The sequence below is a fragment of the Kribbella sp. NPDC049174 genome (genome assembly GCF_043197365.1).
Lineage (GTDB): Bacteria > Actinomycetota > Actinomycetes > Propionibacteriales > Kribbellaceae > Kribbella.
Map to the genome: position 1 here is coordinate 634,980 of NZ_JBICSZ010000003.1, position 23,257 is coordinate 658,236.

Annotated in this window: 22 protein-coding genes and 1 riboswitch; of the genes, 11 read left to right on the forward strand and 11 right to left on the reverse strand. The window is 68.7% G+C overall.

Going from position 1 to position 23,257, the window contains the following annotated elements:
• Positions 1-1,326, reverse strand: coding sequence for an MFS transporter (locus ACGFIF_RS20325; protein ID WP_393156348.1), 1,326 nt, complete (start codon positions 1,324-1,326; stop codon positions 1-3).
• A gap of 148 nt (positions 1,327-1,474) precedes the next feature.
• Here ACGFIF_RS20325 and ACGFIF_RS20330 point away from each other — a divergent pair, with 148 nt between their 5' ends.
• From ACGFIF_RS20330 to ACGFIF_RS20340, 3 genes are all read left to right on the forward strand, one after another.
• Positions 1,475-2,284, forward strand: a complete 810-nt coding sequence (locus ACGFIF_RS20330; RefSeq protein ID WP_393156350.1) for a PaaX family transcriptional regulator C-terminal domain-containing protein — start codon at positions 1,475-1,477, stop codon at positions 2,282-2,284.
• Positions 2,285-2,445: 161 nt separating this feature from the next.
• A complete protein-coding gene (locus ACGFIF_RS20335) occupies positions 2,446-4,743 on the forward strand; it encodes a hypothetical protein (RefSeq protein ID WP_393156351.1) in 2,298 nt (765 codons plus the stop codon).
• Between the two features lie 73 nt (positions 4,744-4,816).
• A complete protein-coding gene (locus ACGFIF_RS20340; protein WP_393156352.1) occupies positions 4,817-5,749 on the forward strand; it encodes a hypothetical protein in 933 nt (310 codons plus the stop codon).
• A gap of 68 nt (positions 5,750-5,817) precedes the next feature.
• Here ACGFIF_RS20340 and ACGFIF_RS20345 read toward each other — a convergent pair whose 3' ends face one another.
• From ACGFIF_RS20345 to ACGFIF_RS20355, 3 genes are read right to left on the reverse strand one after another with little or no spacing between them, the layout of a single operon-like run.
• The gene (locus ACGFIF_RS20345) at positions 5,818-6,252 is read right to left on the reverse strand and encodes a type II toxin-antitoxin system VapC family toxin (RefSeq protein ID WP_393156354.1); all 435 of its coding nucleotides are present in this window, start codon (positions 6,250-6,252) and stop codon (positions 5,818-5,820) included.
• Positions 6,249-6,485: a CopG family transcriptional regulator gene (locus ACGFIF_RS20350; RefSeq protein ID WP_393156355.1), complete on the reverse strand. Its 237-nt coding sequence runs from the start codon at positions 6,483-6,485 to the stop codon at positions 6,249-6,251. Before ACGFIF_RS20350 ends, ACGFIF_RS20345 begins: the two co-directional genes overlap by 4 nt.
• Before the next feature lie 44 nt (positions 6,486-6,529).
• The gene (locus ACGFIF_RS20355) at positions 6,530-7,177 is read right to left on the reverse strand and encodes a hypothetical protein (protein WP_393156357.1); all 648 of its coding nucleotides are present in this window, start codon (positions 7,175-7,177) and stop codon (positions 6,530-6,532) included.
• Between the two features lie 179 nt (positions 7,178-7,356).
• On the opposite strand from ACGFIF_RS20355, the gene ACGFIF_RS20360 reads away from it, so the two are divergent.
• Positions 7,357-8,031: an alpha/beta fold hydrolase gene (locus ACGFIF_RS20360; RefSeq protein ID WP_393156359.1), complete on the forward strand. Its 675-nt coding sequence runs from the start codon at positions 7,357-7,359 to the stop codon at positions 8,029-8,031.
• Here ACGFIF_RS20360 and ACGFIF_RS20365 read toward each other — a convergent pair.
• Both ACGFIF_RS20365 and ACGFIF_RS20370 read right to left on the reverse strand, forming a co-directional pair.
• Entirely contained in the window at positions 8,018-9,391 is a 1,374-nt protein-coding gene (locus tag ACGFIF_RS20365) for an L-serine ammonia-lyase (protein ID WP_393156361.1), read from the reverse strand. The two genes, ACGFIF_RS20360 and ACGFIF_RS20365, sit on opposite strands and share 14 nt — an antisense overlap.
• Before the next feature lie 79 nt (positions 9,392-9,470).
• A riboswitch (glycine riboswitch) is annotated at positions 9,471-9,563 on the reverse strand.
• Positions 9,561-9,914: a DUF3817 domain-containing protein gene (locus tag ACGFIF_RS20370; protein ID WP_393156363.1), complete on the reverse strand. Its 354-nt coding sequence runs from the start codon at positions 9,912-9,914 to the stop codon at positions 9,561-9,563. (Overlaps the previous riboswitch by 3 nt.)
• Positions 9,915-10,037: 123 nt before the next feature.
• On the opposite strand from ACGFIF_RS20370, the gene ACGFIF_RS20375 reads away from it, so the two are divergent.
• A complete protein-coding gene (locus tag ACGFIF_RS20375; protein ID WP_393156365.1) occupies positions 10,038-11,516 on the forward strand; it encodes an alpha/beta fold hydrolase in 1,479 nt (492 codons plus the stop codon).
• Positions 11,517-11,576: 60 nt separating this feature from the next.
• Here the strand turns inward: ACGFIF_RS20375 and ACGFIF_RS20380 are convergent, their stop codons facing one another.
• The 3 genes from ACGFIF_RS20380 to ACGFIF_RS20390 form a co-directional block, all read right to left on the reverse strand.
• A complete protein-coding gene (locus ACGFIF_RS20380; RefSeq protein WP_393156366.1) occupies positions 11,577-11,804 on the reverse strand; it encodes a hypothetical protein in 228 nt (75 codons plus the stop codon).
• A gap of 193 nt (positions 11,805-11,997) precedes the next feature.
• Positions 11,998-13,425 carry an aminopeptidase P family protein gene (locus ACGFIF_RS20385; protein WP_393156368.1) on the reverse strand — a complete coding sequence of 476 codons (1,428 nt, stop codon included), beginning with the start codon at positions 13,423-13,425 and terminating at the stop codon, positions 11,998-12,000.
• 88 nt (positions 13,426-13,513) lie between these two features.
• Complete coding sequence (locus ACGFIF_RS20390; RefSeq protein ID WP_393156369.1) at positions 13,514-14,236, reverse strand: GntR family transcriptional regulator; 723 nt, start codon at positions 14,234-14,236, stop codon at positions 13,514-13,516.
• Between the two features lie 157 nt (positions 14,237-14,393).
• On the opposite strand from ACGFIF_RS20390, the gene ACGFIF_RS20395 reads away from it, so the two are divergent.
• Genes ACGFIF_RS20395 through ACGFIF_RS20410 form a run of 4 tightly spaced genes read left to right on the forward strand, consistent with a single transcriptional unit; the run spans position 14,394 to position 17,898 of the window.
• A complete protein-coding gene (locus ACGFIF_RS20395; RefSeq protein WP_393156370.1) occupies positions 14,394-15,692 on the forward strand; it encodes an NRAMP family divalent metal transporter in 1,299 nt (432 codons plus the stop codon).
• 15 nt (positions 15,693-15,707) lie between these two features.
• Positions 15,708-16,460 carry a LamB/YcsF family protein gene (locus tag ACGFIF_RS20400; protein ID WP_393156372.1) on the forward strand — a complete coding sequence of 251 codons (753 nt, stop codon included), beginning with the start codon at positions 15,708-15,710 and terminating at the stop codon, positions 16,458-16,460.
• On the forward strand, positions 16,460-17,065 hold the full coding sequence (locus ACGFIF_RS20405; protein WP_393156373.1) for an allophanate hydrolase subunit 1: 606 nt from the start codon (positions 16,460-16,462) through the stop codon (positions 17,063-17,065). Before ACGFIF_RS20400 ends, ACGFIF_RS20405 begins: the two co-directional genes overlap by 1 nt.
• Entirely contained in the window at positions 17,062-17,898 is an 837-nt protein-coding gene (locus tag ACGFIF_RS20410; protein ID WP_393156375.1) for a biotin-dependent carboxyltransferase family protein, read from the forward strand. The genes ACGFIF_RS20405 and ACGFIF_RS20410 overlap by 4 nt, the downstream gene beginning before the upstream one ends.
• A gap of 109 nt (positions 17,899-18,007) precedes the next feature.
• Here the strand turns inward: ACGFIF_RS20410 and ACGFIF_RS20415 are convergent, their stop codons facing one another.
• Entirely contained in the window at positions 18,008-18,400 is a 393-nt protein-coding gene (locus ACGFIF_RS20415; RefSeq protein WP_393156376.1) for a hypothetical protein, read from the reverse strand.
• A gap of 177 nt (positions 18,401-18,577) precedes the next feature.
• Here ACGFIF_RS20415 and ACGFIF_RS20420 point away from each other — a divergent pair, with 177 nt between their 5' ends.
• Positions 18,578-21,565 carry an AAA family ATPase gene (locus ACGFIF_RS20420; protein ID WP_393156377.1) on the forward strand — a complete coding sequence of 996 codons (2,988 nt, stop codon included), beginning with the start codon at positions 18,578-18,580 and terminating at the stop codon, positions 21,563-21,565.
• 9 nt (positions 21,566-21,574) lie between these two features.
• Here the strand turns inward: ACGFIF_RS20420 and ACGFIF_RS20425 are convergent, their stop codons facing one another.
• Positions 21,575-22,552, reverse strand: coding sequence for a GlxA family transcriptional regulator (locus tag ACGFIF_RS20425; RefSeq protein ID WP_393156379.1), 978 nt, complete (start codon positions 22,550-22,552; stop codon positions 21,575-21,577).
• Positions 22,553-22,610: 58 nt separating this feature from the next.
• On the opposite strand from ACGFIF_RS20425, the gene ACGFIF_RS20430 reads away from it, so the two are divergent.
• Positions 22,611-23,249 (forward strand): HD domain-containing protein, encoded by a 639-nt coding sequence (locus ACGFIF_RS20430; protein WP_393156381.1) that lies wholly within the window; start codon positions 22,611-22,613, stop codon positions 23,247-23,249.
• Positions 23,250-23,257: the final 8 nt, after the last annotated feature.

The following is a 23,257-nucleotide window of genomic DNA, read 5'->3' on the forward strand; positions in this document are numbered from 1 at the left end:
TCAGGCCTGGGTCGTCTGGGGAGTCGTGCTGAGCGCGGTTTCAGGCTGCCGCTCCCGGCCGGTCCGCGGTACGGCGGCGATCACCAGCGCACCGAGGACAGCGGGTACGGCGAAACCGTAGAAGTTCCAATCGAGGCTAAGCCCGGAATCGAGCACCCAGCCACCGAACAACGGGCCGACGATCGCGCCGAGCCGGCCGACTCCGAGGGACCAGCCGAGCGCGGTCGCCCGGCTGCCGGCCGGGTAGTGGGTGGCGACGTACCCGTTGACCAGGATCTGCGTGCCGACCGTCCCCAGGCCGGCGATCGCGATCAGCAGGTAGAGCGCGACGGAGGACGGGTTGACGCTGAGGGTGTAGATCGAGAACGCGGCGAGCGCGAACGCGACCGTGGTCACGACTTTCGAGCCGAGCCGGTCGGCGAGCGTCGACGCCACCAGAGCACCGACGATCGCACCGAGGTTCATCACCAGGAGGAACCGCAGCGACGAGCCGAGCGGATAGCCGGCCTGCCGCATGATCTGCGGGAGCCAGGTGTTCAGGCCGTAGACGAGCAGCAGACCGAAGAAGCTGGCCAGTCCGAACAGGATGGTCGCGGCGAGATACCGACGTCCGAAGAGTACGGCGAGCGCGCTCCCCTTGCTGCTGGTCTCGGCCGCCGCCGGTTCGGGTTGTACGCCGTACTTGGCCGCAAGAGCTGCTGCTTCGTCGTGACGACCTCGTGCCTGCAGGAAGCTGACCGACTCGGGCAAGTACTTCCAGGCCAGCGGCAGCACCAGGACGAGCGGCGCCATGCCGATCAAGAACATGATCCGGAAGCCCTGGGTGGGCACGAGGTTGATCGCGAGCACCGCCGCCAGCACGCCGCCGAGGGAGAAGCCCGAGAACATCAAGGCGTTGTTGAAGTTCCGGCGGTGCGGTGGCGCGTATTCGACGGTCAGCGCGATCGCCGTCGGCACCACGCCGCCGAGGCCGAGGCCGGTGACGAAACGCAGGATGCCGAACACCTCGGGGCTGGGCGCCAGGGCGGTCGCCCCCATCGCGAGGGAGAACCAGATGATGCTGGCGAACATGATCCGGCGCCGGCCGACGATATCGGTCAGCGCGCCCACGCACAGCGTCCCGATCACCATCCCGGTCAGGGCGTAGCTGCCGATCGCACCGGCCTGACCCGCGGTCAGTTGCCAGTCGGGATTCTTCAGCAGGGACGGTACGACGGCGCCGTACACGATCAGGTCGTAACCGTCGAAGACGATCGTGACGAAGCAGATGGCGACCACCCAGAGACCGGCGCGGGACCGGGTGGTGGTGGCGGTGGGACTGGTCATTGACGGCCCTCGATTCGTACCGGGCTGACAGGGGATGTCACGAAAGTAGGACTAATCACAGACGACCGTCAAGACTTTGACACACATTAACTGGCATCATGAGAGGATGAGCGCAGCGAACCACCCTGATCGGCTCCGAGGAGACGCGATGAAGCCACGGTCGATCGTCTTCGACCTCTTCGGCGACTACATCCGCTACCACGGCGGCGACGTGCGGCTGCGCACGCTGACCGCGCTGCTGGAGTGTTTCGACGTCGGCGAGAGCACGGTGCGCGTGGTGATGGCGCGACTGCGGCGCGAAGGCTGGTTCGACACCCGGCGGGACGGTCGCGAGACGGTCTACGCGCTGAACGACAAGAGCTGGCGACTGCTCGACGAGGGCCGCACGCGGATCTTCGAGAGGTCCCGGGATCCCTGGGATCGGCAGTGGTCGATGGTCATCTACTCGGTGCCGGAGAGCGACCGCGGCCTGCGGGAAGAGCTGCGCAAAGAGCTCGCCTGGCTCGGATTCGGGCCGCTGGCGTCGTCGACCTGGGTGAGTCCGCACAACCGGCTCACCGAGGTCCAGGAACACTTCGCGGACCAGCCGGCGGTGCGGCTCGACCTCCTGCAGTGCACGTCGTCGGGACTGTCGCGCGATCGCGAGATGGCCGCGCGCTGCTGGGATCTGGACGCCCTCGACGCGGACTACGCCGAACTGCTGCGCACCTACCGGCCGCGGATGAAGGCGTACCGCGGCGGCTCCGTGCCACCCCGCCAGGCGCTCGTCGAGCGGATGGAACTCATCCACGACTACCGGATGTTCCCCTTCCGCGACCCCGACCTGCCCGAGGAGCTCCTCCCGGCCGGCTGGCACGGTCGCGAGGCGCACGAGCTCTTCCTCCAGGCCCACGAGGCGCTCGAGGAACCGGCCACCCGCTTCTTCCTGGACCTCTCGGCCACCGACCGGGTCGCCTGACCCGTCAGCGAAACACCCCTCCAGACCGCCGCACAACGTTGTCATGTGTCAGATTCTTGACGGACGGTGTGCATATGTACTTCAATCCGGAGCACTCAAGCGGATCGCCGGCCCCGGTCCAGCCCGTCCCACAGTTCTTGTGTGCTCTGGAGGCACAGCCGATGAGACCGATCCGTTCGACCCTTGCCGTCCTCGCGGCCGGTGGGTTACTCGCCTGGTGGGCGTACCCCTCAGCCGCCGACCAGACCACCGCGGCCGCCGCTCCGGTTGCCCCGGGCCCCGCCGTACTCAACGCGCCACCGCCGACCGCTCCACAGCTGGAGAACACCGGCATCTGGCAGGCGAAGCCCACGATGATCTGCCACACCAGCGCCTACCGTGCCGGTGAGTTCCTCAACCAGGGCTGCGTGTACGACGACCAGGGCGCCCAACTGGTGACCACCAACTGGCCCGAACACTCCCTCACCTTCGCCTACACATACCCGACCGACCCGGCGTACCGCGGGAACGCCGCCGACCTGGTCGAGGTCCGGGTCAAGCCGCTCGCCGACGCGACCGCGTTCCGGATCACCTTCAACACGATGACCGATCCCGAGCTCGTCGGTACGACGATTGCCCTCGGCAACTCGTTGCTCCCGCGCGAGGCGCCGTACGGCGCGAACACCCGGATGCCGGCGGAGAAGTTCGTCACCGTGCACGGCCGGACCGGTGACATCATCGACGCGGCCACCGGCAAGAAGGCACCCGTCACCGTGGCGGTCGATCTCGAGCGCGGCCAGGTCGAGGTCCGCGTCCCGCACACGGCGTACGACCCCGGCACTCGCAGCGTCCGGATCGCCGCGGCCGCCGGTCTGTGGGACCGCGCGGCGAACAAGTTCCTGCTGCCACAGGCCGTTGCCGACGCCACTCACCCCGGTGGCGCGCTCACGTCCGGGCTGCTGCAGAAGTCGGCGTACTTCGATGTCGCCTTCCGGCAGGAGCCGTTCAACTCGCCGTGGCGCAACGACGCCCAGAAGACCACCTTGGCGACCGGCAACATCAGCAAGTTCTTCGCGACCGTCGACTTCGGCAAGCTGCAGCAGCAGGTGACCGACGACAGCGCCGTCCCGACCTCCGGCTACATGAACCGGCTGTACGCGACGAAGAGCGAGGTCCGGCAGGGTCGCCGACTGCCCGGCGATCCCGGGATGCCGCCGCTCGGGTCCTTCACCCAGCAGAACGGAGCCACGATCAACGGCGAAGGGACGCCGAGTGTCCAGTTCGGCTGGATCTGCCGGGACGACTGTGTGTCGGACCTGCCCGGCCGGCTGCAGCGTTACCTCGCCTACGTTCCCGACCTGCCCAAGCCGGCCAACGGCTACGCGAGCATGGTCTGGACCCCCGGCTACGCGCAGAGTGCGAACGACCAGGTCGGCGACCCCGGCATGCTCGAGCTCCTGCCCGCCGGTGACCGGGACCTGTTCCACCAGGTCGCGAACCGACCGTCTGCTCCGACCGTCGTGATCTCGGTCGACGGCCGCGGCAACGACAACTGGTACTACGGCCGGTCCGGTACGTCGGTGTTCGAGGCGCTCGCGGATGCGCGGCGGGCGTTCGGGCTCGACCCCACCCGGACCGTGATGAGCGGCTTCTCGAGTGGCGCGTACGGCGCGAACAAGCTGTCACTGCAGTTCCCCGACGTGTTCAGCAAGGCCTTCATCTGCGACGGCCTGAACATGGCACCGTCCTTTCCCGGCATCAACGGGATCGCCGACACCCTGCCGGTCGACACCGCGACCCAGCACGAGCCGGGCTCGACACTGACGCCGTTGCTGCCGTCCCGCCGCAACCAACCGGTGCTCGAGTGGGCCGGCCTGCCCGACAACTACATCCCGTACAACATCCCGCGCGAACGGGCCAACGCGTACCTCGCGGGCGGCCAGTACGACTTCAAGTTCGACAGCTGGCTCGGTGCGTCGTCCGACCACGTGGTGATGTGTGCCAACGCGACCTGGGGTGTGCTGACCGATTGGCTCGGCGACATGCGCGGCGTGAAGGATCCGTTCTACGTCACGTACGTGCGCAACCCGGCGATGGACGACCCAGAGTCCGGGCTGGTCGGCGACCACGCCTACTGGCTGAGTGACATCCAGAGCCGGTCCGGCCAGCTCGGCACCATCGACGTACAGTCGCACGGCTTCGGCCTGAAGGACGCGCCGGCCGCTCCGGTCGTCACCGGTGCGGGTGTGGAGACCGGCTCAACGGTTCCGGTCAACGCCTACACGACCGAGCACCGGACCAAGCCGGCACCGGTCAGCGCACCGGTCGCGAACCGGCTCGACATCACCGCGACGAACGTCCGCACCGTGACGATCGACCCGCAACAGGCCAAGGTCACCTGCGCCGCGGACCTGAACGTGACGACGGACGGACCGCTCACCGTTCGCCTGATCGGTTGCCCGGATCACAACTTCGATTGACCCCTCGCCCAGAACCCCTGTGCCGCATACCCTTTGCGGCACAGGGGTTGTGGGGCTACCTGGGGGGAAGTACATGAGGACGTTTGCTGTGCTCTGCGCGGGATTCGTGACGCTGGCTCTCACGGCGGGTTGTGGGGAATCAACCGTGCCATCCAGCAGTACGCCGCCAACCGGTACGACGCCTGTGTCCGCACCCGCTCAGGTGGAGCCGGTGACACCACCCGGGCCACTTGGCTCGGCGGCGTACCAGACGGAGCTGACGAAGATCGAGCAGAGTCTGGCGGGTGATCTGCGCGCACTGACGCGGGTGCGAACCGCCGAGGGTCTGATCGAGGCGATGGACGGTCTTGCGTCAGCGCTGAACACGGCGTCGTCGCAGCTGGCCGACTCCACGGTGACGAGCCGGCTGACCGGCGTACACCAGGTGCTGCAGGACCGGCTGCGAGTTGCCGCGACGTCGATGTCCGGATCGAAGTCGGACAGCACCGAGTTGAATGCGCGCTGCGGCGGAGTCGCCTACACCTCACAGAAGGTCCAGCGTCAACTGCTCGCGGATCTGAACAGTGCGATCGTTGCGCTGCGCAAACTCAAGTTCCGCTTCGGCAGCACGTTGCCCGACCCCGGTCCGGAGCCGGAGGACGCGCGCCCGTCGAACGGCGACATCCTGATCCGCAGCGGCACCTCGGGCATCGGCCGGCTCCGGGTCACCAACGGTACGTCGAAGGACGTCGCGGTCTCGGTCGTCAACACCGGGCAGCCGCCCAGCAAGCCGCACGTGATGGTGTACATCCAGGCGCGGAAGACCACCACCATCAGCCGGGTCGGCGGCGCCTACAGCATCTACTTCAAGAGCGGCTCGGACTGGAACGCGAAGCGGCGGCAGTTCAGCGCCGACTGCTCGTTCCAGAAGTTCGACAAGTCGTTCGGCCGGAACGAGGGCTGGCAGGTCGACCTCAAGCCGACCATCGCCGGCAACGCCAGCACCAGCGAGGTCGAAGCGTACTGAATACCTTCCCCGTCCACCCGGTGCTGGCCCTGGTGGCAAGCACGATCCTCGACACTGCTGGCGGACGTTCAGAGGTCGTCAGGCAGCAGGCGGAAAGCCCCATGCGGCGTGAGCGGACGAACCGCTCGGAAGTCGCGCCGGTCCAAGGTGAGCACGGCGTCTGTTCGGTAGTCCGCCGCGAGTGCGACGCTGACCGCGTCGGCCAGATCCAGGTCCAGATCGGTGTACCTGCTGATCACGGCTACCGCGGTTGCCAGCGTCTCGGCTCCGATGTCCGGGACCTGAAAGCGCATTCGCCGAACCTGTGTCAACATCAGCTCGAGGATTGTGGTTCGGGCGGCGCCACCCAACCGGGCCCGGGCCAGGTGATCCACCTCGGCGAGCACCAACGGCGACAGAATCACCGTCCCGGCTTCTTGAAGCAGTCTGCGGCAGGTAGGCCCCTCGGGCGCGTTGCGGTCGAACGCCGCGATGATGCCCGAGGTGTCGGCGACGACGATCACTGGCCAGTACGCCGCACGACCTCGGACCGGATCTCGTCCTTGGTCACCGGCTCACCGCTTCCCTCGAAGGTCGGCCAGTCGAGCGGCTCATCCCAAACCCGGTTCGCCATCGCGGCCAGGTGAATACCCTCGCGAATGATCTCGGCCTCCGGGATCCCGCGCCGTCGCGCCGCGTCCTTGATCAGCGCCAGATCCTCGGGATCGGCGTAGACATTCGTGCGCTTCATCGACATGTACCAACCCTAACACATACACCAGAACCCGATCGGCGATGGAGCTAGAGGCCGATGGTGTCGAGGATGGTGTCCAGGAGGCCGCCGACCAGGCCCGGCTGATCCGGGTCCTCGGGCTCGTCCGGGGGCGGCGGCGGGTTGGTGGTAGGCGGTGGGTCGGTGGTCGGCGGCGGGTTGGTCGTCGACGGGGGCTTGGTCGGCTGGCTGGTCGGGTCCGATGCCGTGGCAGTGGGCTTCGGCGGGACCTTGGTGGCCGGCGGAACAGTCGGGTCTTGGTGGTCGACCAGTAGTGGGGCCGACGTGGTGGTCGGGCACGGGGTGGACGGACGGCCGTCGACGGGCTGACCGGTCACCGGCGCGATGGTTGTTGCTGGAGGCAACGTTGTGGTGTGACCCGGGGTCGGCGGCACCGTCGGCACCGGGGTCTCGGACCCGCGCGGGATCGTCGGGACGCTGGTCGGGAGCCGCGTGCTGGGCTCGAGGCCGGCGACCGGGTTGGCCGGGTCCGGGCCGCCACCGGGCAGCGGCAGGAAGGAGGCACCGATCCGGGGACCGCCGAGCAGGGCGATCATGACCAGGACGGCGTACAGACCGAGTAGCGCACCGGCCGCGAGGGCAGCCTGGCGCAGCCGCTGACGGTTCGGCCAGGGCGGGCGGCGGGCTGCCGACGATGAGGCGGAGATCGGCTTCACAAGGCCCGCAGAGTATCGGCAATACCAGCGCTTGAAACAGCCCTTGGAAGAAATTCCACGCTAGATCGCAATCTTTTGGCAATTCCGTTCCGGTACGCGTCCGTAGAATTGCGGTGAGTTAGCTGATGGCGCGCCAATCGACCGGGCAGCACGCCAATTCCTGTGTCAGCCTTGCTCTCATGTCTTCACTGGTGCTGCTGCACGGACTCGGTGCCAACGGCCGGGTCTGGGACGCCTGGCCGCAACCGCGGTTCGCCCCCGACCTCGCCGGACACGGCTCGGCCGCCGCACTTCCGGCGTACACCTTCGGCTCGATGGCGGCCGCCGTCGCCGAGACCCTCCCGGTACGACGTGACGTCGTGGTCGTCGGCCATTCACTCGGTGGCGTGGTCGCGCTCGAACTGGCCAGTGGTCGCTACGGCATCGAGGTCGACCGGGTGGTCGCACTCGGCGTGAAGGTGACCTGGTCCGAGGACGACCTGGGCCGGGCCGGCGCATTGGCGCAGAAGCCGGTCGCGTGGTTCGACACTCGGGAGGACGCGGCCGCGCGGTTCCTCAAGGTGTCCGGGCTGCAAGGACTCGTCGACCCGAGCAGTCCGGTGGTCGACCACGGTCTGACCGAGGTGGACGGTCGCTGGCGACTGGCCATGGACCCCGGCACCTTTGGCGTCGGCGCACCCGATATGGCCAAGCTCATCGCGGCCAGCAAGGCCGAGGTGATCCTCGCCCGCGGCGAACGGGACCCGATGAACACCGACGACGAACTGCACGCCCTGCACGATCAGGTCGTGACGCTGCCCGGTCTCGGCCACAACGCCCACGTCGAGGACCCTGGCGCGCTCAGCATTCGATGACGTTGACGGCCAGGCCGCCGCGGGACGTCTCCTTGTACTTGATCTTCATGTCGGCGCCGGTCTCGCGCATCGTCTTGATCACCTTGTCGAGGGTGACGACGTGGACGCCGTCACCGTGCATCGCCATCCGGGCCGCGTTGATCGCCTTCACCGACGCCATCGCGTTGCGTTCGATACACGGGATCTGGACCAGCCCGCCGACCGGGTCGCAGGTCAGGCCGAGGTTGTGCTCCATCGCGATCTCGGCCGCGTTCTCGACCTGGAGCGGCGTACCGCCGAGGACCTCGCACAGGCCGGCCGCGGCCATCGAGCAGGCCGAACCGACCTCGCCCTGACAGCCGACCTCGGCGCCGGAGATCGACGCGTTCTCCTTGTAGAGCACGCCGATCGCGCCAGCGGTCAGCAGGAATCGGACCGCGCCGTCGTCCGTCGCCCCCGGGACGAACCGCCGGTAGTAGTGCAGGACAGCGGGAATGATGCCCGCGGCACCGTTCGTCGGCGCGGTGACGATCCGGCCGCCGGACGCGTTCTGCTCGTTCACCGCGAGGGCGAACAGGTTGACCCAGTCCATCACCTTCAGCGGGTCGACCGACCACGGATCAGCGCTGAGCCGACGGTGCAGCGCGTGCGCCCGCCGCGGCACCTTCAGCCCGCCGGGCAGGATCCCCTCGGTCTCGCAGCCCTCGTGCACACAGTCCTGCATGACCTGCCAGATCCGCAGCAGCCCGTCGCGGATCTCGTCCTCGTCCCGCCAGGCCAGCTCGTTCGCGAGCATCACCTCGCTGATCGGCAGCTGCGACTCCCGGCACCGGTCCAGCAGCTCCGCACCGGTCGTGAACGGGTACTTCAACGGCGTCGTGTCCGGCACGATCCGGTCGCCGGCCGCCGCGGTCTCGTCGACCACGAACCCGCCGCCGACCGAGTAGTACGTGCGCTCCCGCAGTACCTCGCCGTCGGCCGTGCGGGCCGCGAACGTCATCCCGTTCGGGTGGTACGGCAACGCCTTGCGCCGGTGCATCACCAGGTCGGAGTTCTCGTCGAAGGCGATCTCGTGGGTGCCGGCCAGCAACAGCCGGCCGCGCTCCCGGATCGTCTCGACCCGCGCGTCGACGGAGTGGGTGACGACGGTCTCGGGGTCCTCACCCTCGAGCCCGAGCAGCACCGCCTTGTTGCTGCCGTGCCCGTGACCGGTCGCGCCGAGCGAGCCGAAGAGTTGCGCCTCGACCGTTGCCGTCCGGCCGAGCAGGCCGTCGGCGGCGAGGCCGAGGGCGAAGGTGCGGGCGGCACGCATCGGTCCCACCGTGTGGGAGCTCGAGGGGCCGATCCCGATACTGAACAGGTCGAAGACACTGATCGCCATCGTGTGGAGGTTCCTTCCGGTCGTCGTTGACCGTTTGGTGTCCTCCCCGCTCTGTCAGACGGACGTCTTCCAGAGGTGCCTCGCCCGCGCGGTGAAGGTGCCTGAGAGATTCTTGGGGAGAGTTGCTCCTACGGCGCCCGGGTCGTGCCCGGGACTCTCCCGCACGGGTTCATGCGGCTGTTGAGTTGACTGACGTCCGTGACGGTACGGCGGTGTCCCGGCCGCCGTCAATCCGGCCCGTCCGCACCGCCCAGATCTCGAAGAACCAGGTGAACAGCGGCGGAACACTCGCCGCCAGCGCGGCCAGCGTGACCGGCCAGGACCAGCGCAGCGGCCCACGCACCACCAGCACGGTGAGCACGTAGGCGATGAAGATGCCGCCGTGGATCGGGCCGAAGATCTTGACCCCGATCTCGTTGTCGGACAGCACGTACTTGAACAACATGCCGATCAGCAATCCGGTCCAGGAGATCGCCTCGGCGATCGCCACCCACCGGAACCACACCGCGTGCTTGGTAGTCATCAGCGACCGACCCTAACAAGTCCCCCAAGGACTGCCCGGGGTCGGCCGGGGGCTCGTCCCCGATGTGGCCGAGCAAACGGTTGCCGAGGATCGAGGGAGTTCCTCAGACAGGAGATCTTCCGTATGGAGTTCAGACAACGCGCTCTCGCTTGCGGTGTGGCGCTGGGCGTCGCGACCGCCGGACTCGCGACCCTCCCGGTGTCGGCGGCCGCGACCACTGCCCAGGTGCAGTGGACCGACTGCAAACCGGAGGGCAAGGACGACCCGAACGTCGTCAAGGGTTCGCAGTGCGCGACGCTGCAGGTACCGGTCGACTGGCGGAACCCGAACGGCCCCAGCTTCGGCCTCGCCATCGCCCGTCGTACGGCGAAGGTCCCGGGCGACCGCGTCGGTGTGCTGATGTGGGGCCCGGGTGGTCCTGGTGACTCCGGTGTCGACCGGGTCAAGACCGGGATGAGCCGGTTCAGCCAGAACCTGCAGAACCGGTTCGACGTCGTCAGTTTCGACCCGCGCGGGATCGCCCGCAGCAGCCCGGTGAAGTGCTCGGCCGCGCTGCTGGCCAGGCAGCCGTCGCCGGTCCCGAAGAGTCAGGCCGACTTCACCGCGACCATCCGCTACAACCGCGAACTGGCCGCGGACTGCCGCAAGAACACCGGCCCGGTGTACGACCACCTCGACACCTGGCAGACCGTGCGGGATGTGGACGCGATCCGGGCCGCGCTCGGGGAGTCGACGATCACGTTCCACGGCAGCTCGTACGGAACGCTGCTCGGCGGTCAGTACGCCGAGACCTACCCGAGCCGGATCCGCGCGATGGTGCTGGAGAGCGTGGTCGACCACAGCGCGCCATCGGCGAAGTCGTTCCTCGATGCCCAGGCATCCGCGGCCCAGGACTCGTTCGACGAGTTCGTGAAATGGTGCGACGCGGCAACGACCTGCTCACTGCACGGCCGCGAAATCCACGCTCTGTGGGCCGGCCTGCTCGCCCGGGCGGACCGCGGCGAGGTGCCCGATCCGCAGAAGCCGGACCTGCCGATCACGCCGTACTGGCTGAGCTTCAACGTCTTCCGCGCGCTCTACGGACCGCAGTGGCCGGCGTTGGCGGACACCTTGAAGAAGCTCGATGCGAGCGCCCCGCCGACCGGGCAGCCGCCGGTCCCGACCGGCCTGGCCTCGAACACTCTCGCGGTGTTCTGCCAGGACTGGAACCTTCCGGTCCGGAACTACCAGGAGTACGCCGGCCTGCTCAGCCGACTGGCCCGGAACAACCCGGACATGCGCTATCCCGGTCAGCTGATCGCCGTCTCGATGTGCCTCGGCATGCCGCCGGCGGACAACCCGCAGCACCGGCTGAAGGTGCACGGTCTGGACGAGGCGATCCTGCTGGCCAACGCGATCCACGACCCGGCCACCGGCTACAACTGGGCGCAGAGTGTGGAACGCCAACTCGGCCGGCACGGCGTCCTGCTGACGTACGAAGGCTGGGGTCACGGCAGCTACGACGGTGGACCGTGTATGGAGAACACGATCGACGCCTACCTCGTCTCGCTCGATGTACCCGACCGCGGCACGGCCTGTCCCGCCGTACCACCGGTGAGCTGAGAACAGCCCCGGGCAGACGCCTCCCAACCAGGCGCCTGCCCGGGCTCTTCTGCCGCGCACTCAGACCGGTACGCCGGTCACCTCGAGGACGCGGTTGAGTTGGTCGCCGCGGACCATCCGGCCGGCCAGCAGGCGAAGTTCGGCGCAGGCGGTCTCGAGCGCTTGCAGCTGGGATCGGCAGTTGTCGACGTACCAGAAAGGATCGTCGGGCTGCGGATCGTCCGCGTCGTCGATGTCGGCGTACCAGTGCTGGTCACCGCAGTGCATCACTCGCACCCGCAGGTTCATGATGACTACTCCCCGTGCCCGGGGATCCCTGGGTCCCCCCCGGGCCCCAGTCGGGGCCGCCTCGGCCGGGCGCGTGGTCGCGGCCCCCCACTGCCACGCGCCGAGCCGAGTTCGACCCTCCCCCGCTCCGTTCATCGTTGCCGAGGGCCTCGGTGTTACAGCTTGTGACGACTAATTTTGGGTAGTCACCCGACTACCGTGCAGTGAGGTGCGACTGGGTCCACTGCTCCAGGCCGGCAGCCGTGATCGGCAGGTCCTCGGTGAGGATCTCGAGCCGGTCGGAGTGCACCACCACGTTGTCCTCGATCCGGATGCCGATCCCGCGCAGCTCCGGCGGAACGGTCTCGTCGTTCGGGTGGAAGTACAGCCCCGGCTCGACGGCCAGCGCCATCCCGGCCTCGATCTCACCGGCGAAGTACGCCTCCGGCCGGGACGCGTCACAGTCGTGCACGTCCAGGCCGATGTAGTGCCCGGTGCCGCAGACGATGTACCGGCGGTGCTGCTGCCCGTCCGGGCCGAGCAACTCGTCGAGCGACACGTCGAGCAGGCCCCAGTCCCGTAGCCCTTCGGCCAGCGTGCGCAGCGCGGCGTACTGGAAGGCCCGGTACGGCGCACCGACCTTGACCGCGTCGAGTGACGCCAGCTGTGCCTTGTGGACCAGGTCGTACACCTGCCGCTGCGCGTCGGTGAACTCACCCGTGGCCGGGAAGGTCCGGGTCACGTCGGCGGTGTAGAGCGTCCGCGTCTCGACACCCGCGTCGAGCAGGATGACGTCGCCCTCGTTCACCGGTCCGTCGTTGCGAACCCAGTGCAGCACCGGCGCGTGCTTGCCAGCGGCAACGATCGAGGCGTACCCGACGCCGTTGCCCGCGGTCCGCGCCCGCCGGTCGAAGGTGCCCTGCAGCCACCGCTCACCGCCGCCGCGAATGGCCTCCGGCAGCTCGCGCGCGACGTCACCGAACGCGAGCACACTGGCCGCGACGGCCTCGCGGAGCTGGTCCAGCTCCCAGTCGTCCTTGATCCGGCGCAGCTCGGCCAGCGTCTGCCGCAGCGAGTTCCCGTCCGTCGGCGAGGTCCGGACCAGCGCGTCCAGCATCGGCTCGACCCCCGGTGTGGACAGCATGAACGGTACGGCGCCGCGCACCGCGGCCGGCAGTTCCTCGATCGGTCGGCAGGCGATCTGCAACGCGTCCGACCAGTCCTTCAGCCCCGGCACCGGTCCGACCCACAGCTCACCGTCCCGCGCGTTGGCGAAGAAGTCGGCCTCTTCCGGCCCGGCCGTCTCGCGCAGGTACAGCGTCGCGTCGCCGTCGGCCGACAGCACCAGTACGGCGCCTTCCGCCTGGCACCCGGTGAGCCAGACGAAGTCGCTGTCGGCGCGGAACTGGTAGTCGGTGTCGTTCGACCTGACCGGCGCCCGGCCGGCCGCGACCGCGATCCGTCGTCCCGGCAAGGCCGCGGACAGCTTCCGCCGGTGCTCGGCGGCCGCCTCCGCCAGCCCGTCGGGCACTGTCACCGACCGGTCCACCGCTCCCCAGCCACGCGAGATGAACTCCCGGAAACCCTTGGCGTCGATCGGGCGGTAGGACTTCGGCGTCTCTTCGGTCCGGTCATCGGTCATGTGCTGAGCTCCCCTTTGCAGCTGACGGTTAGCACTCATCAACTCAGGTGGGAGGAGGACCGCGCAAGCCCTTATCGAAACTCGTGGATCACCGGGCGCGGAACGCCTCGAGGAGGCCCTGCTCGGAGTCGAGTAGGTACTGATGCAGGTCGGCCGCGGCCTGCTCGTACTTGCGGGCCTCGAGCAGCTCGACCAGGCCCCGGTTGCGCGCGATGTACGGCTCGTGCAGCTCCCGCGGGGTCGCGATCACGTGGAAGAGAAGCCGCAACTCCGCCAGCAGCCGGCCGGTGATCGCGTCCATCCGGGCGCTGTCGGCCAGACCGATGAGGTGCTGGTGGAAGCGCATGTTCGCCGTACCGACAGCCGGCCAGCGATCCGCGAGCGCGGCCGCCTCGGCCGCCTCGACATCGTCCTGCAGCGGCTCGATCCGGCCGGCCGGCAACTCCGGGTCACGATCGGCCAGGCCGCGTACGACGTCCACCTCGAGCACTCGGCGGAGCCGATACAGGTCCACCACGTCGTGCTCGTCCAGCTCGGGGACGAACACCCCGCGGTGCAGTTTGTAGACGAGCAGGCCCTCGTGGGTGAGCAGCCGGAACGCCTCACGCAACGTGTTCCGGCTGACCTCCAGCACCTCGGTCAGCTCGATCTCGGAGAGCTGGGCACCCGGCGGCAGCGCACCCTCGGTGATGCTGCGGCGCAGGATGTCGGCGGCCCGCTCGGCCGAGCTGCTCCGGTCCAGCCGGGCGACATCGGCGGCGACAGTGCGCAACCACGTCTGCCGGCCCTCGTCGACCTCACCCGTGCTCATCCCCGCATCATCGCCCACCCGAGGCGTTCAGGGAAAGTTTAGTGGAACAAGACTCTTGCAGGATTGTTGAACAATCTCTACGCTCGTGTCACCGGACGCGTCCAGTCATCCACTCACAGCTATGGAGACCAGCCCGACAGACTCAGGAGCCGCCGCCATGTCCAAGCCCCCGACGAAGCCCCTGTCGAAACCGATCACCCGCCGTACGACGACGACGCGCAGCCGTCAGCTCAGCACCGCCGCCGGTCACAAGACGCCCGACAACGCGATGAAGGCCGGCACCCGGTCCACTCTCCTCGGCGCCATGTTCCTGATGGCCACCTCTGCGATCGGCCCCGGGTTCATCACCCAGACGACGCTGTTCACCGTCTCCCTCGGCGCGGCCTTCGCCTTCGCCATCGCCGCCTCGATCCTGGTCGACATCGCGCTGCAGCTCAACGTCTGGCGGGTGATCGGCGTCTCCGGACGCCGGGCCCAGGAGCTCGGCAACCTGGTGGCGCCACACCTCGGCACCGGGATGGCCGCGCTACTGTTCGCCGGCGGCCTGGTGTTCAACATCGGCAACGTGTCCGGCACCGGGCTGGGCATCGACGCGATGATCGGGCTGGACCCGAAGCTGGGCGGCGCACTCTCCGCAGTGATTGCCATCGGCATCTTCTTGTCCAAGCGGGCCGGGCTGGCGATGGACCGGGTGGTCCTGATCCTCGGCGCGGTGATGATCCTGCTGACCACCTACATGGCGATCACCTCCCGGCCACCGGTCGGCCAGGCGCTGAAGAACGTCGTACTGCCCGAGCAGGTCGACTTCCTCGTCATCACCACCCTGATCGGCGGCACGATCGGCGGTTACATCGTGTACGCCGGGGCGCACCGGCTGCTCGACTCCGGCCTGTGCGGGCCGCAGCACGTCCGCGAGATCAGCCGGGGATCGGTCACCGGCATCCTGATCACCGGTCTGATGCGGATCCTCCTCTTTCTCGCCATCCTCGGTGTCGTCGCGGGTGGCGCGGCACTCGCCCCGGAGAACCCGACGGCCTCGGCGTTCCAGCACGCGGCCGGTGAGTTCGGATTGCGCGCCTTTGGTGTGGTGTTGTGGGCCGCCGCGATCACCTCGGTGATCGGAGCGTCGTACACGACGGTCTCCTTCGTCACCTCGCGGACAAAGACGACCGACCGGACCAGGACCGTCCTGGTGGTGCTGTTCATCGCGGTCAGCACGGTGATCTACCTGTCCGTCGGCACGGCACCCGCGACCCTGCTCGTGTTCGCCGGGGCCTTCAACGGACTGCTGCTCCCGATCGGAATCGGCGTCCTGCTCTGGGTCGCCTGGCAGCGTCCTGACCTGCTGCGCGGGTACCGGTATCCACGGCCACTGCTCGTCGTGGGCGGCTCGGCCTGGCTGCTGACCGTCTATCTGGCCGTCCGTTCGGTCAAGCCTGTGTTGGAATTGTTCTAGGTTGTAGGAGTGTTCATGGACCTCAACGCGGATCTGGGCGAGGGTTTCGGATCCTGGCCGATGGGTGACGACAGCGCGCTGCTGAATGTCGTCACCAGTGCCAACGTGGCCTGCGGTTTCCACGCCGGCGACCCGTCGATCATGCGCCGGGTGACCGGCGAGGCGGTCGAGCGCGGGGTGGCGATCGGGGCACACGTCGGCTACGCCGACAAGGCCGGCTTCGGCCGCCGGTTCGTCGACATCGAGCCGGCCGCCCTCCGCGACGAGGTCGTCTACCAGATCGGTGCACTGGACGCGTTCGCCCGGGTCGCGGGCGATCGGGTCCGGTACGTGAAGCCGCATGGCGCGCTGTACAACACGATCGGGCACCACGAGGAGCAGGCCGCGGCCGTCGTCGGCGCGGTCGTGGACTACGACCGTTCGCTTCCGGTGCTGGGTCTGCCGGGGTCGGCTTGGCTGCGACTCGCTTCAGAGGCCGGTCTGACCGTCGTACACGAGGCCTTTGCCGACCGGGCGTACACGGTTGACGGCACGCTGGTGTCGCGCCGGCAGGAAGGGTCGGTCCTGCACGACGCGGACGAGATCGCCGCCCGGTGTACGGCGATGGCGACCGGGCAGCCGATCCAGGACATCGCGGGCGGATCGCTGAAGCTCGAGCCGGCGTCGATCTGCGTGCACGGGGACACACCCGGAGCGGTCGACATCGCGCGACGGGTCCGGTCCGCGCTGGAGGGGGCGGGCGTGACACTGAGCCCGTTCAGCGTGTGATGCGGATCCTGCCCTCCGGCGACCACGCGCTGCTGGTCGAACTGGACGACCTCGACCAGGTCCTCGGCTACTACACTGCGTTGAGCGCCTCGCCACCTGCTGACGTCATCGACATCGTCCCGGCCGCGCGGACTGTTCTGGTTTCCACTGCGGGTGGCTTGGACGTGTTGGCGCGGCATCTGCGGGCGGTCGAGCCGTCTTCTGGAAGCCATGCGGTCCGCGATCTGATCGAGATCCCCGTGACTTATGACGGCGAGGACCTGGCGGACGTCGCCGGCCTTCTCGACTGCACCGTCCCCGAGTTGATCGAACGACACACTCGTGACGACTGGACTGTCGCCTTCTGCGGCTTCGCCCCCGGCTTCGGCTACCTCACCGGCACCGGATCCTGGGACATCCCCCGACGGAAGTCCCCCAGGACGAAGGTGCCTACCGGCGCGGTCGCACTGGCCGGTGAGTTCAGCGGCGTCTACCCCCGCGAATCTCCCGGCGGCTGGCAGTTGATCGGGCGGACCGACGTACAGATCTTCGACCAGGAGCGGGAACCGGCCGCCCTGTTCCACCCGGGTCGCCGGGTCCGGTTCGTCGACGCGGGTCGTGGATGAGCAGCCTCACCATCCTCGAATCGGGGCCCTTGGCAACAATCCAGGACGGCGGCAGGATCGGCCAGGCCTCCCTCGGCATCCCCACGTCCGGCGCCTGCGACCGTACGTCGTACGCGCTGGCGAACCGCCTCGTCGGCAACAATCCCGGCGCCGCGGCGATCGAGGTGACCTTCGGCGGCCTGGTCCTGCACGCCGACACCGACCTCGTCATCGCCATCACCGGCGCACCCTGCGCCGGCGTCCCGCTCAACGCACCAAGTGTTGTGAAGGCCGGTCACGTACTCCGCTTCGGCCCGCCACGCACCGGCCTCCGCACGTACGTCGCCATCCGCGGCGGCCTCGCCGTACCGCCGGTGCTCGGATCCCGCTCGACCGACCTGTTGTCCGGCCTCGGCCCGTTGGCGCTGGGCCCCGGCCAGACATTGCCCGTCGGCTGCGACTACGGTCCGATGCCCGGCGTCGACCTCGCCCCCGTCGCCGACCCACCCGGTTCCGAGGTCGTCGTCCACGTGACTCCCGGCCCGCGGCAGGACTGGTTCACCGACGCCGGCTGGGCATCGTTCACCTCCCAGTCGTACATCGTGAGCAGCAACAGCAACCGAGTCGGCGTCCGCCTGGAAGGCGAACCCCTCGAACGCGCCCGCGAGGGCGAACTGGCCAGCGAAGGCATGGCCCTGGGCGCCATCCAAATCCCGCCCTCCGGCCTCCCCGTCATCTTCCTCGCCGACCACCCGGTCACCGGCGGCTACCCCGTCATCGCCTACCTGGCCGGCAAACACGTCGACACCTGCGCCCAACTCCGCCCAGGGCAACCCCTCCGCTTCACCGGGTAGTTGCCCCCGCGCGGGCAACCCCTCACGAGTTCGAACCTCTGATCCCCCGGAGTTGAGAAGCCACGGGCAGAGCGTGGTTTCAGTGCTCCGGGGGACGAACAGAAGGTGGCTAGGTGGCTGGCACCTGGCGGCGCCGGTACAGCCACATCGCACCGAACGCGATGGCCGCGCCGCCGAGCGCGGACGCGCCGGCCTGCAGAACCTCAACACCGTTGTCGTCTGATGCCCTGCTGACCGTCGGAGCCTGGACAGGAGGCACCTCGTACCGAGGGTCGTACTTCGGGTAGTTCGGCGGCGTCGGGTCCTGCGGCATGACCGTCGCAGCCTGGACCTCGTACTTGGGGTCGTAGTTCGGGTAGTTCGGCGGCTGCGGGTCCTGCGGCATGACCGTGGTGTTCCGCGGCACGTCGTCGGAAACCTGGGCCGGTGCTTCGGTCGCGGTCAACCCGATGGCGCCCAGCGCGAGCGCCGATACGGCCAGAGTTGTGCGCGTGCGGTTCATGACTCCCCCAATGGGTCGTAGCGGCGGGATTGCCGCTCTGACTTCAGATTCGGCTCTGTGCCACCACACCCACATCGGGAACGAGTCCTTAGAAGCGGCGCGCGAACCCTTAGATTCGCGGCACGGCCGGCCCCCGGTGGTGCAGACATCTGATTCGTTTCGGCAGAGACTGCTGAAATGGGTGGGTTTGCAGGCCCGCCGCTGCCGGGGATCGCAGGCCGTGTCGAGGAGGGGAAGGTTCTCGCGGGCGCGATCAGCGCTGCCGTCGGGCGACGACCGTGTGCGGTGTTCGTGCACGGGGAGGCGGGCGTGGGCAAGACGCGGCTGGTACGCGCTGTCTGTGACAACGCGGCGGCGGGTGGCGCAGCGGTCTTATGGGGTCGTGGCGTTCGATTCGGTGCGGTGGACGCGCCGTACGTAGCGCTGATCGCTGCGTTGGAAGGCTGGCTGGAGTCGGCGGAGCCAGCGGAGCGGGCCAGTGCGCTGGCGACAGTTCCGGCCGCCGCTGAGCTTCTGCCCTCGTTGGGCGGGCAGCCGATGCGAAGCACGCTCCGGCTGCTTCCAGTGATCGACGGACTACTGCAGGCGCTGGTTTCGCAACGGCCGGCGGTGCTGGTCGTCGATGACGTCCAGTGGGCCGACCTGGCCTCGCGGGACGCGATCACCTATCTGGTGGCCGGGTTCCGCAGCCAGCGGCTGGCCGTGCTGACGACATACCGCGACGAGGAAATCGCGGCCGGGGATCCGCTGAATGTCTGGCTGGCCGACCTGAACCGGCTGCCCTCGGTGTCGTCATTGCGTCTGGCCAGAATGAGCCGCGACGAGACCGAGCAGCAGCTGTCGCTGTTGCTCGGCGGTCAGGCCGATCCGGACCTCGTGTCCGCGGTGGTACGGCGCTCCGACGGCAACCCCTATTTCACGGAGCTGCTGGTCCACGGGCTGACGGCCGCGGACCAGAACCTGCCTGCCGAGCTGCCCGCGGAACTGACCGGCGCGCTGCTGGCCGCTTGGCACCGATTGGATGACCCGTCTCGCGAGGTGGTGAGACTACTGGCGGTCTGCGGTCGTCCGGCCTCGGTGGACGATCTGGTCGAGGTGGCCGCGGCACGCGGCATCGATGCCGAGAAGGTGACCGTTGCACTGGTCGAAGCAACGAAGAACGGGATCTGCGTGGCGCATGGTGCTGAGCTGTGCTGGTTCCGCCACCCGCTGCTCGCCGAGGTCCTGAACGCCACGTTCGTGCCGGGCGAGGCGGTGCCCATCCATGCCGCCTGGGCCGGGGCGCTGGAGAGCCGAACCGGCACGTCCATCGCCGAACTGCGCCGGGTCGGCGAGCTCGCGAGTCACTACGAGGGCGCCCACGATCGAGCAGCGAGCCTGGGGGCGTCGCTGCGCGCTGCGGACCTCGCCAGACAGCTGAGAGCCCTGCCCGAGGAGGCGGTTCATCTGCGCCGGGCAGCGCGCCTGTGGCCAACCGTCCAGGCAGCAGCTGCGCAACCGCCGGATGACGAGCTCGATCTGCTCGAGCGCCTGGCCTCCGTGTCGGATCTGGTCGGAGACGGCGAGGAGACGCTGGCTGCCTGGCGTCGCTCGCTGGAGCTCGTCGACGAGCACCGAGATCCGCTGCGGGCCAGCCGGATCGTGCGGGAAGCGGCCTTCTCGGAGTTCTGGACGGGCCGGCGCAGCAGCACACCGTTCGAGGTCCTCGAGCATGCCGTCAGACTTTCTGAGCCGTTCCCGGACAGCGCGGAGTATGCCGCCGCGCTGGCTCGGCTCAGCATTGCCCTCAACTGGACTGAGGCGTTCGAGGCTGCGCAGCGGTGCGCCGACGAAGCCGCCCGGGCGGCTCATCGCTCCGGATCGCAGGAGGCGTTGTCCTTGGCCTACTGGGCTCTGTCCGAAGCGTACGATCGGGACGAGCGCGCGGAGGCCTACTCCGTCGAAGCCCTTCGCCACGCTCGGCTCACGGGCAACCCAGGCCGCATGCTGAACGCCCGGTGGGCAGTCACGGCCTACCTCGCACCCCGACGCCGCCTTGCCGACATCGTGCAGGTAGATGTCGACGGGCTGCGCGAGACGCTCGACGAAGGGGTCACGAACGTGGCCGGCTTCCACGCCGGCAACCTCGCCCGCCATCTCCTCATGCTTGGACGCAATGCAGAGGCCGACCAAGCCATCCGCGAAGGACTGACTCTCGCCAGGGTTGCGACCATGCGTGCTGTCGTCCGGCTGGCCGCGACGTTGCTGGCCGTGCGCCGAGGTGACCTCGACCAGGCCCGCTTGCACATCAGGCGTCTGCATGAGCTGATCCCGGACCTCGAGCACCGCCCGGGCTTGTGGGCGCCCCCGACCCTCGCGGAACACCTGCTCGCCGAGAACCGGCCGGATCAAGCCCTCGAGCTGCTGGCGGAGACGATGCGCGTCCAGATCGCCCGCCCACCAGTTGCCGACGAGATGCTCATGTTGAGCGCACGCGCGGCCGCCGACCTCGCCACCCACGCGCGCGACCGTCGAGACCGCGACGGCGTCGCCCGCGCCCGACGGTCGCTGGACGACATCGTCGAGCGCCGCCAGGAGCTCCAACCGTCCCCGTTCACCCGTGTCACGAACGATGATCTGATCACTCCGGCCGTCGAGGCGCTAAACGCCGCGGAGACCGCACGATGCCTGGCAAAGTCAGAGACCTCGGCTCTTTGGGCGGAGGCGGCACAGCGCTGTGCCACCGCCGGGCTGCGCTGGGACGAGGCCGTCGCCTCCCGCCGTTGGGCACAAGCCCTGGTGGCTGAAGGCGCCAGCAAATCCGCCGTCGCAGTACCACTGCGATCGGCGTACCGCCTAGCCAGCGAGATGTCTGCCGGCCCGCTCCGACACGAGGTGGAGCAGCTGGCGAAGGTTGCCAGAATCTCCCTCGCCGAGCCGCACCCCCCGTCGGCCGACACGCTCGACGATGCCCCGGACGCCTTCGGCTCCCTGACTCGACGGGAGCGCGAGGTCCTCGCCCAACTGGTTGCCGGCCGGACGTACGCCGAGACCGCAGCTGCCTTGTTCATCAGCGAGAAGACCGTCAGCACACACGTCTCGAACCTGCTTCGTAAAACCGGTACGTCGTCCAGAAGTGATGTGGCCGCACTGGCGAGCAGGCTCGGCTACCCGTCATCGCACTGAGGCGTGGGATCAGCCCGTGGCACGGAAGCGGCGGAGGTAGTTGGTGGGGGTGGTGTTGAGGTGGCGGGCGAAGGCTCGGCGGAGGGTTTCGTCGCTGCCCAGGCCGCTGAGGCGGGCGGCTGTGGTGATGCTGTGGCCGTCGAGGAGGAGTTGCTGGGCGCGATCGAGGCGTACTCGTTCGACCCAGCGGCCGGGCGTGGTGTGGAGCTCGCTCTGGAAGAGGCGGGTGAGATGCCGTGGGCTGAGGGCCGCGTACGCCGCGAGCGCGGACAGGCTGTGGTCAGCGGCCGGGTCGGCGACGACGGTCGCGGTCACGGCGCGGAGTGGATCGGTGCGGACCGGCGGCGTCGCCATCGCCGTGGAGAACTGCGACTGACCACCCGGCCGCTGCATGAACACGACCAGCTCACGGGCGATCTCCCGCGCCACGTCAGCTCCGTGGTCAGTCTCGACCAGCGCCAGCGTCAGGTCGATGCCCGCGCTGATACCGGCCGAGGTCACGTACTTGCCGTCCTTGATGTGCAACGCATCAGGCTCGACCTCCACCGCCGGATAACGCCGCGCGAGGGCCTGCGCGTGCCGCCAATGCGTTGTTGCCCGCCGACCATCGAGTACGCCGAGAGTCGCAAGAACGAACGCGCCCGTACAGACCGAAGCCACCCGCTCAGCCCGATCCGCAAGACCCCCGACCGCCGCCAGCAACTCGTCCGGCACCCGCTCGACCAAGTGATCAGCCCCCGCGACCAGCACGGTGTCGAACGGGCCGGCGTCGGCCGCGGCGACCGTACCGGCCAACGTCGGGCCTGAGGATGTCGTGACCTCGCCGCCGTGCGGTGAGACGAGGACCGGCGCATAGAGCCGACCGTCCCGGTTGGCCTGGTGCAGCACCTCGAGTGGACCGCTGACGTCGAGCAGCGTCACGTCGTCGTACACCACGAGGGCGACCCGGTGTGTCCGGATCTGTGGTTCATGTGTCGTGATGGACATGGTGCCAGCGTAGCCGCCCCAGCGAGGCTGGAGCTCACCACAGAGAAAGGCATGACACATGAACGAGGAAATCGCCGGGGTGAAGATCCCGGACAGCGCGCTGGCCCGGGAAGCCACCGAACTGGTCCGCGAGGCAGCCTCCCCCCTGCTCTTCGACCACTCGCGCCGGGTGTTCCTGTTCGGCTCGCTGCGCGGTCAGTACCAGGGCCTCGACTTCGATCCCGAACTGCTCTACGTGGGCGCGATGTTCCACGACCTCGGTCTGACCGAGCCGTTCCGCCGTACCGACCAACGGTTCGAGATCGACGGCGCCGACGAGGCCCGCCGCTTCCTGCACGCACACGGCGTCACCGGGTTGCTCGCGGACCGGGTCTGGACCGCGATCGCGTTGCACACGACCCCGGAGATCCCACTGCACCTGGCGCCCGAGATCGCGCTCGTCACCCGCGGGGTGGAGCTCGACGTGCTTGGCATCGGATACGACGCGATCACCGACGAGCAGCGCGCGGAGATCGTCGCGGCCCACCCCCGACCGGACTTCAAGAACCGGATCCTGGCCGCCTTCACCGAAGGCATCAAGAACCGCCCGGAGACGACGTTCGGCAACGTCAAGGCCGACGTCCTGGAGCACTTCGTCCCCGGATTCGAGCGCGGCGACTTCGTCGAGGTGATCAAGAACTCCAGCTGGCCGGAGTAGGTTCCTCG